The sequence below is a fragment of the Acinetobacter sp. YH12233 genome (genome assembly GCF_013417725.1).
In the GTDB taxonomy this organism is placed as follows: domain Bacteria; phylum Pseudomonadota; class Gammaproteobacteria; order Pseudomonadales; family Moraxellaceae; genus Acinetobacter.
The window spans coordinates 22,779-32,907 of the sequence record NZ_VPDK01000034.1 but is presented as its reverse complement, the minus strand read 5'-3'; the positions used below and the strand labels follow the sequence as shown (position 1 = coordinate 32,907).

Genomic DNA, 10,129 nt, shown 5'->3' with positions numbered 1-10,129 from the left:
AAAATGTATATCGTTGGCAGAAGAAATTATTTAGACCAGTTATCAAAAACTTCATTGATGACTTTATTCTCGATAAAAATCATCTGCTACCACAGAGAATCTATAAATAATAGTGCGTAAGTCCTATTATATATCTTTTAATTACACTATTTACTTAAATTTACTTATTCTGCCAACTTAATTGAACTATAAGATTACGGCAAAATTCCATTAACGGCAGATATAAAAAAGCCTTGTAGTCTCTCCCAAAACTACAAGGCTTAGCGGCTGTAAGTTTCCTCTTTCACTTACTTCACTGTAAGTTCGCTGTCTGATGACATTCTTGTTCTTATTATGCGATTTATACCCAACTTTCCGTGTTGAGTTCTTTTGTGTGACCAATCTTCTCAAAAACCGAGTAAAAGCTCCATGCGCCAATTTCCTGAATCCATGTAAGCATTTACCTACAACAGTTATTTATTTTTTGCCAATAGATTGTTGCATTGTTCAAGTATTTTTTCGCTTAAGCCACTCTTTCGTGTGGTTCTGACGCATAGCGCTTGTGTAAACGCGTCGCGATCTACCAGTAAGCTCACAACTTTTTTGGCCCGGGTAATTGCTGTATAAATCAGTTCCTTACTCAGCAAATTTTTGGCCTGTTGATCGAGTACTACAGCCGTATGAGTAAATTCTGAACCTTGCGATTTATGAATCGTCAAAGCAAATGCCGTTTCGATACTTTTCGGCAAGCGGGTCGCCAGTACCCATTTTTCCAGGCTCGGGAAATACACTTCAAATTGTGACTGCCCTTCTTGCTCCCGCCAGAAACAAATGCCGATATCACCATTGGACAGACCCAGCTGATAATCGTTATAAGTCATCATCACTGGTCGGCCGGTATACCAGTCGCCTTGTTTTAACTTGCCTACACTGGCCAGAAAACGCTGTTCAATCTGCTGATTGATTTTATTCAAACCCAGATCACCATGCCGGATTGCTGTAAGAATCCGGTAATGATCAAAGTACTGAATTGCCTGCTGCACATATTGATCAAAATCAGCCTGATCCTGAGCCAGCTTGATCGCGTCTGCATAACCCTGATAGCCATACATCAGTTGATCATAATATGGGTCTAACTGTAGACCTGTAGTTGGGTTTATTTCTGACAAATATTGCAGTTGCAGCTGGTCAATTTCCACTTGGTCCAGTGCAATTGCTTGCAGCTCACTCGCAGTAACTACTTGTTGTTCAAACTGGTTTAAAACTGATGCTGGAACATGCTCCTGCTGGATAAAGTGTGCCATCGCTCCAATCCGGGCGCCTGAAGCAAAACGGCGCGTCGTGATTAAATTCACCCGGTTATCTGCCAGAACAGAAGTCTGCTGCAAGTCTGCCAGTACAGTGCCGACATCCACCGAGGCCAGCTGATCTGCATCGCCTAACAGAATTAAGCGGGCTGAATCTGGCACTGCAGCAAGGAGCATCTGTGACAGGCTTAAGTCCAGCATGGATGCTTCATCGACCACAATCACATCATAGGGCAAAGGCTGCTTGGCATGAAACCGTGGGCGTCCCAACCGGCCCAAGCCCAGTAAGCGGTGCAAAGTAACGGGTTGAACCTGCTTTAAAGCCTCCAGTTCAAAAGCGTGTAACTTTTCACTATGTAGAGCTTTTTGCAAGGCCTCTTGCATCCGCTGCGCCGCTTTACCCGTCGGAGCAGCCATCGCAATCCGGATATTGGGTAGGGCTTCATGTAGCACCGCAATAATATGTGCCAAGGTGTAGGTTTTACCGGTTCCTGGCCCACCGGTAATAATATTCAGTCCCTGCTTGGCGACCATTTCCAGCGCTTGCTTTTGCTGTGGATCTGTCAGGAGGTTACGATCACGCTCACTTAAATTTACTGGTGTGATGGCTTGTGACTTGATCCGGGCGATCTGGGTGGCGACCGCTTGTTCCAGCTGCCAATAGCGGTATAAATACAGCTGCCGGTTTTCAAAAATAAAAGGTGCAATGCCTTGAGCCTGCTGGCTACGATCCAGCACCAGATGATGCAATAGAGCGGTTTGCTCGGCACTGGCCAGAATACAACTATTACCCTCCTGCATCGCTTCAAGGAGCTGCTGAATCAGCAATTTTGCGGCAGCATCAAAGGTCGCCGAACTGAACGGTGGCTGACATAGATAGTCAATCCAGGCCATTAAATGGGCTGATTGCTGAGACACGTGAATTTGCTCATTTTCCACACAGTTATCCTCAAAGTTATCCACAGGATAATCTTCTGTTTAAACTCTTAAAATTTTATAAATCATCAAAATTATGCTGATTTTTTCTGCTCAAAATAGCCCAGAATTTCATCCAGTTTCAGAATAAATTCCAGACCAGGCTGCCAGTGATAAGCGCCTTGTTCAGCCTGACCATTCATACCGCGCAAATACAGATAAGTCGCCCCACCCAGATGCTGCTGCATGTCATATCCCTGCATGTTCACGCTTAGATAACGATGCAATGCCACCAGATATAAGGCCGCTTGCAGCCAGTAACTGGAGTGGGTCATATTCTGCTGGATGGCCTCGGCCGTGTAATGCTGCTGATCCGGCCCGAGAAAATTGCTTTTATAATCGGCAATATGATAACGCTGGCCATCAAAATAAACCAAATCGATAGAACCGGTCAGATAGCGTGCCGATTTTGCCTCATTAAAATCAGGCATGAGAATATCATGCTCGGCAAACAGTTGCTGGATCTGACGAATCTGTAACGGTGCATCGGTTAAAGACAGATAAAACGGAAACTCGGACAGATACGCACCTTGCTGCAACTGTTCCAGGCTGAAGTCTTCCTGTAGGGGTGCAGCCAGAATTTCTTTGAGCCAGTCATGAACCCGATTGAGTAGAAGATCCTCAGTCATCTCATCAATGAAATGATCGAATGCCTGCTGAAAAACGGCTTCTACATCCAGTTGCGCTGCTGTCTCAGCAGGCGTCATCTGCGCTATTTCCTGTTCGAAAAACTGGATAAAAGGTTCATCATCCAGTTCTGTAAAATAGCGCTGAAACTGCCCTAAGAAGTTCAACCATTCAGAGTGATCGAATGTTTGAGCTGAACGGAAAAATTGCTGCCATTCCTGACGATAAGCTTCACTCTGATTATGCAGGCGAATTCCGGTCAGGATTTTATAATTCAGGCTGGAGAGTACTTTTTGCATACTCTGCTGCAATTTTTCCGGCTGCATTTGACCTTGACGGGCCACCTGACTGAACAGGGTCTGTAAATTCACACAGGCCGTCTGATAGCTCGGGGTAAATGCCTGCTGTAACAATGGACGAATATGAAAGGCCTGATGAAATTTCTCTTTCAGTTCCTGCCAGATTTGTGGCGCCGTATTTTTAAAACGACGACGGATTTCCAGATTCCAGTAGCTGCGATCCTGAAAATCGATATGCTCAAAAATACTGTGCAGGAAGGTTCCGGCCACCGTGCCTTTAGGAAAATTCAGCTTGATCCAGTCCAGTGGTTGGCTGGCTACCTGCTGTTCCAGTTCCAGCAGATTCATTTCATCTGCGGCACTGTCCGGACGTTCAGAAGCAATGACCAGATCATCCTGCAATATTGCCTGATGCGGGAGATGCTGTGACAGTGCAGTAAAACTGGTTTTAGTCCGCGGATAGAACTGTCGCTCCGGTAAAGGATGAGCCTGCATCTGTAACGGTGCTTCTGTCTGTTTTGCCACAATTCTAGGCGGCTCAGAAGCCAGAGGTTGTTCCAGCAGACTTAGGGCATGCTGAAAGGCCGCCTCACCTTGTCCACGCCAGAATGCCAGGCCTGAATCCGCCTGTCCGCTCTGATCTTGCAGCATGGCATAAACCCGGTGACTGGCCCGGGTCAGTGCCACATACCAAAGCCGGTGATTTTCTGCGGCATTACGGGCCGCATTTTGCAAAATCGCCTGCTCATGCAAGTCCTTATGATTAACTGCAATCACCCGGGATTGTTCCAGTACATTTTCCGCGGCTGACAGGGAAAAGTTCAGATTTCCTTTATTCACATCAAAAGGTGCATCGGCACCTAACAGGAACACCACTTTAAATTCCAGACCTTTGGAAGCATGGATGGTTAAGAGCTGTACCCCATGATCGCCAGAGAGTTTTCGCTCTTTTTCGTTATCCTTGCCTGAAGGTGATTGCAACTGACGCAAATACCAGTGATACAGCTTTTGAGCACCCTGATAATATTCACTTTGCTGACACAGGATCTCGGTTAGGTGACGTAAATTCACCACCACCCGTTCATTGTCCAGGCTCTGGCTTGCAACCAGATTGGTCCAGACCTGAAACAGGTTTAAGGCATAATTCCAGGCCGTCAGAAACCCTTTTTCAAACCACATTTCCCGGATAGCATCAAAGTCTGCAATATAACGGCTCAGACCTTCGCTCTGCTCTTGCAGTTCGATTAACTTTTTCAGGTTAAAGCCCAATAAACGGGTCAATAAAGCACGTTTGACTTTGGCTTCGTTAAAAGGCTCCATGATCGCGGTCAGAACAGCTGCAACATCCTGAGCCACCGGACTGGCAAAGACGCTCTGCTTAGATTCCTTATAACAGGGAATCCCCATGCGTTGCAGACGCTGCTTGACCTGTTCCAGCGCATAATGGCCAAAACTGAGAACTGCAATATCATCCGCTTTTAAGTGCTGAACGTTGTCACCCTGCTGGAAATACAGTTGCTGCTGTTCAGACTGATTCAATAACTGGCGGATTTTCCAGACCACCTGATCCGCTTCAACATCCTGTTCACCGAGTTGAATCCAGCGCAGTGGATGCGGATTGCTCAGCGTTTTATCGATTAAATCCGGATGTGGCCGGCTCCCCGCCTGAATCAGGGTGTAATGCACCTGTTCACCAAAATCCATCTGGCGTTGAAACAACGCGTCCACCACCTCGACCAGAGGTTTTACCGAGCGATGGTTCTGGATCAGAGTATATTCACGGCCCTGCTTTTGCAGCACATCGGCACGCGCCTTGTTATAGGTCAGCATGTCGCCGCCACGGAAACCGTAAATCGCCTGTTTCGGATCGCCCACCATGATCATACAGCCAGCTTTGACCCGATTCGGATCACGCCAGATTTTAGCCAGCAGATCATCCTGATCCTGATTGGTATCCTGAAATTCATCGACCAGAATGAGTGGATAACGTGCCTGTACAAACTGGGCAAAACGCTGACCTTGCTGTCCCTGTAAAGCTTCAGCCAGAGTACGGATTTGTTGGGAAAATGTGGTTTCACCCTGTTTTTGCAGGGTTTGTGGCAGACGGTTCTGCACACTACGAATAATATGATATTCCAGATAGGTGGTCAGCTGCTTCAGCTGTGCATCCATCTTTTCTTTGAATTCGCACAATCCATCAATGGCCTGAATCAGGCTATGTTGCAGAATCTTCTGCTGCTCTGCTTCCGGACAGCTTTTGTTAAACACTTGTGTCGTCGGCTGAAAATCGGTTTTCTTGCGGCGCAAATAACACAGATTCAATAAGATCGCATGCAGTTCTGGATCAAAAAAGCTCATCACACCTTTGGTTTTCAGTGCCGCCATCCAGGTCATAAAGTTTTCACAGACATCACTTAATCTGGTGAAAAAACTCTTATGAAAATACTTGGGAGAATTCTGGCAATACTCCCGAATGATCTCAATTTCATGTTCATGTACATCGAACAGGCGCTGAATGCAGTGCTCTAGTTCAGCTAGATCCCATTCGACTTTTTCTACCTTCTGAAAGTATTGCACACGGAAATTTAGAGCATCACGAACTAGTCCAGTATAGTGTTCTACTGGTTTCAACAGGTTTTGCAGATATAGATGATTGACCATATACTGCGGCTGCTGCTGGATCCATTCTCGTAGCACATCATGAATCAGCTGCTGGATATATAGGTCCTGATCTTCAGTCAGTTCGGCCCGTTCAATCTTGCCGCTTTCAAAGGCAAATTCACGTAATAATTTCTGGCTAAAGCTGTCCAGTGTCCCGACAAACAGCTCATCTAGCTGGTTCAGTACCAGACGTAAACGGCGCCGGGCATAGTCCATGCGTGAGCCATAATCTTTCAACACCTGCTGAAATAGTGGATCCGATTCAGTCTGGATTTTGGCGGTGATTTCGACCGAATTCAGCTCCTGATGACGCTGAATGAAGGCTAGCGTTTCCTCGACTCTGAGACGTACCCGGTTTTTCAGTTCAGCTGTGGCTTTACGGGTAAAGGTTGTGGCAATCACCTGATGCGGATAATACTGATCCAGAAAAATCCGCACCATCAAACTGGATAAGGTATAGGTCTTACCCGTCCCCGCCGAAGCTTCAATCCAGTGCAGGCCGCTAAAGCGCATGTCCTGAATCGGATTGGTTGAAATCTTTTTACTGCTCTGGTTCGGTAACATGGTCATTGTTCTTTTATCCATTCCAGATGTTCATGAATCGGCGCATATAGCGCATGGGCAAAGTCATGGCAACAGCGTTGCAAGGCCAGATCCGGGTCCTGATCCTGCAAAATAAACTGCCAGTCCTGATGCAACTGGCTGGATTCATCGCTGGCCAAAGGCTTGGCACTTTCATAGCTGTTGTTCCAGGCTTTTAGCAGTTCCTGCATCTCGGCAATGGTGATCTGTCCCTGTTCATTTTCGGTCCATTCCCAGGCCTTTTTCATCAGCAATTCGGCAGGCAATACCAGCGGCTGGGTCTGTCCGATTTCCCAGGCTTTCAACCAAGCCTGTAAATGATGACGTGCCTGACTAGAACGCAGCCCGGAGAACTTCAGGGTTTTATTACTAAAAATGACAATCCGTTCCAGCTGCGGAGACAGTTCATCATTGTTCAGATAGGCCAGCCAGAGCAAATATTCCAGCCAGACCTGTGCCCGACGTTTTTCCGAAGCGGAGGAAGACTGCATACTCAGCCAGTAACTGCTGTGCGGCACTTGCGGCAAGGTAATATGAATCAGCAATTCAGGATTATATTGCCAGGTTTGCTGCGTTACAGGTGTCAGCTCTTTATTCAGCTGCAATAAACGTTCTTTTAGCGATTGTTGTTCCTGCTGACTGCTGAGCCAGGTCGCTTCCTGAGTTTTTCCGACCGGTAAGCGGTCCAACATCAGCTGTGGCTCAATCTCTTGATCTTGTTGTAATAGGAAATCACGGACCTGATACTGTTCCAGTTTATTCAGCAATAAGGGTTCTCGTGAACTTGGCAGATCGGCATATCTCACACTGGAAACACCGATACTTTTCAGGAATAGACGTGCTGGGAAAATCATGTCACGAATCCACTCATCCCCTTTCAGCACCCGGATTTCTTTCTGCATCAAGGCCGGATAATGAGCATTGATCCAGCTGCTGCGCTTGCCCTCTGCACTGCGAATATATTCTGCTACAGCAAACCACTGGGTCTGATAACGTGGAGTATGAGATTCGACGTAACCGATCGGATCGAACGGCTGTAGTGGATGCACATGATAGAGCTGACGGATATGCTTGGCCACGCTCAAACCATTCATCTCAACCGTTTCATCGACTTCAGCATCGGGCTGGTCTGACTGGCAAATCAAGGCAATATGCTGGATCAGTTCCTGCAATGAAGTGGATGGATCACGCGCTTCACCATCATCAACATCAAAGCCATTATAGAACAGCCATAAATTGTTCTGTGCCAGTAGCAATGCATCCAGAAAAGCGCCTTGGTCATCATCCAGACGGGAACGATCGCCCAGTTGCGGCTTCAGACTGTTCATCAGGTCAAATGGCACCTGCTGATTCCGGCTCGGAAATTTACCGGTATCCAGATTCAGCATCACCACCAGCTTATACGGCAACGGACGGATCTGGCCGATTTGACTAAAGGTAATTTGTCCGGTCGGCTCGGCCTGATCCAGCTGCATCTCCAACGTATTCTGAATTTCTTCCAGTACATAAGGCAATGGCAGACTTAAGGCGACCAGCTCCTGGCTGGCCTGCGGATCATCCTGATCATGGTAATCGGCCAACGTCAGCATCCGCATCTGCTTGTCAATGATTTCTGCGACCGTCTTTAAGGACTCGACGCCGGCTTCACGGAACTCATTCAAGTCTTCACGCAGATATTCCAGCCAAGTTTTTACCGGGGTACGTTGTTCCTGTTCATGCAAAATCAGCCAGTCACGGCGCTGTACCAGATCCTGATAAATCTGGATTAAAGTCGAGATGAGAGGGAAATCACTACTCAAGACCCGAGCATAGCTTAAGGTATCCTGAAACAGGGCATGTTCCGGAACTGCAAGCCCGAGTGCCAGCCGATCCAATGCAAATTTAAAACTGAAGCGGTAATCTTCATCGCCTGCAGTCAGGCTTTGCTGTAAATGCTGCTGATCCAGACCGCGTTTAAAGCCCGCTTCGCCCAGTAACTGCAACATGCGCTCAACTTGCGCGTAGTCCAGCGCATATAGTTGCTGGGTCGCATTCAGGCTGAGCCAGTCGGCAAAATCTTCGATACTGAAACGTCGATGCACCAGCTGAATCCGGCCCAGTACCGCGAGCCAGGCATTGCTGACATCGAGTCGGGACACCCCGGCAATCTGGATTGGCAGATATAGGTTGTCTTTTTGCAGACGCTGGCTATGGCCTTCCCGTTCTCGCGGTGGTGGTGCAAAGACACTCCGGATCGCCGGCTCCAGCTCTTTCAGGTTCGGGGCCAGCACCAGAATATCGCTCGGCTGACGTGGGGCATCTTCCGTGCCTTGGGCCAGCCAGTGAATCATCTGTTCTTTTAAGACTTCCAGCTGGCGCAGTGAGGAATGACAGACATGAATCTGTACCGAATCATCGTCGGGTTTGAGCGGATACTGGTGTTTTTCCGGTTCCAGCAGGTACAAAATATCCGACTGGATTTTGGCCAGTAACTTATCCTGATATTCATCCACGAAAGCATCGGCCCAGAGACCTTCTTCACCTGAAGACAGTTTGGACAATAACGAGAAATGATCACGTGCCTGCTTGCCAAAGCGGGTCAGCAAGGGATGACGCGATTCTCGGTCTTCGGCATTAAAGTTCAACTGAAAGGCTGCAAAGAAATGCTGGATTTCGGTATCAGTCGGCAAACGTCCCTGAGATTTTTCAAATTTCTTGATGAAACGTTCCTGCACGCCAAGGTCATAACGTGCTTTCCAGTCTGGATCGACACTATCGGCCCAGTATTCCTGTGACGGGTTAAAGTGGAAAATATAAATATCGATGTATTGACCGAGACGGCGCAAGAAATCCAGCTGACTCGGTGGCAATTCTAGCAAGGTAAAGACCACGACCTGTTCTGGCAAACGTTTTAAAGCCTGTACCTGAGTATCTTCATTTTCCAGACGTTCCCAGTACATCTGTTCGATGTCCAGAATCTTGGCATAATCATCCTGAAAGACATGCTGCCACAACCAGCGCTGCCAGGCTTCCAGTTCGCGTGCCTGAATCTTGACGAAGTCTGCCACCGGAATTTCATGGCCATTTTCATCTTTAGGAATATAGATCATATGCTCAACATCGAGCGCAATATCCTGCCCCCAGGACGCCAGCCAGTTAGTGGGACAACGACATTCCTGTGGTGGGCAATTCCGCGCGCAATAACCACGGTAATCCATATAATGGCTAAACAGGCGCGAGACCTGTTCGGATACCCAGTACAGCATGCTTTGTTTTTTCAGCTGCTTCTCTATGCCCTGTTCCAGACGATCTGCGCTGTCATAAATCCGCTTGATAATCGAATACAGAGGATGATCGACCTCTAATGGAATCTGCTCAGGCAAAATACATTTACGTAGTGCCTGAAATACCCGCCATTTAATAATAATTCGGGGAATATTGGCTTCACGGACTTGTTCAACTTCTTTGGGATTATTCAGCACCCACTGATAGGAAGTCCACTGAAAGGCACGGATCCGATGATGAAACTGGGTATTGGCACTGATGCCCTTTTTCTCGGCAATTTTCTGGGTCAGCCAGGCCTCTACTGCAGGAGATGGCACAATAAAATGCCGCGGCTGTAACACAGCCAAGGGATTTTTTGCGCTCTGGTTGACGATACGCAGCATACTATCCAAAAGCACATCAATGCGTTGACTCTGAATAACATGAATTGCCATC

Annotated in this window: 3 protein-coding genes and 1 pseudogene; 1 reads left to right on the top strand and 3 read right to left on the bottom strand. The window is 47.4% G+C overall.

All coding sequences use genetic code 11. The annotated features are described in order from the left end of the window. Positions 1-110, top strand: a pseudogene (locus FTV12_RS13020) (IS701 family transposase); the annotation flags it as partial. 342 nt (positions 111-452) lie between these two features. On the opposite strand, the gene recD reads toward FTV12_RS13020, so the two are convergent. From recD to FTV12_RS13005, 3 genes are all read right to left on the bottom strand, one after another. Beyond that, on the bottom strand, positions 453-2,225 hold the full coding sequence (gene recD, locus FTV12_RS13015; RefSeq protein WP_373687231.1) for an exodeoxyribonuclease V subunit alpha: 1,773 nt from the start codon (positions 2,223-2,225) through the stop codon (positions 453-455). A 71-nt stretch (positions 2,226-2,296) separates the two neighbouring features. Further along, entirely contained in the window at positions 2,297-6,418 is a 4,122-nt protein-coding gene (locus FTV12_RS13010) for a UvrD-helicase domain-containing protein (protein ID WP_180025246.1), read from the bottom strand. Beyond that, the gene (locus tag FTV12_RS13005; RefSeq protein WP_180031132.1) at positions 6,415-10,128 is read right to left on the bottom strand and encodes an exodeoxyribonuclease V subunit gamma; all 3,714 of its coding nucleotides are present in this window, start codon (positions 10,126-10,128) and stop codon (positions 6,415-6,417) included. Before FTV12_RS13005 ends, FTV12_RS13010 begins: the two co-directional genes overlap by 4 nt. Position 10,129: the final 1 nt, after the last annotated feature.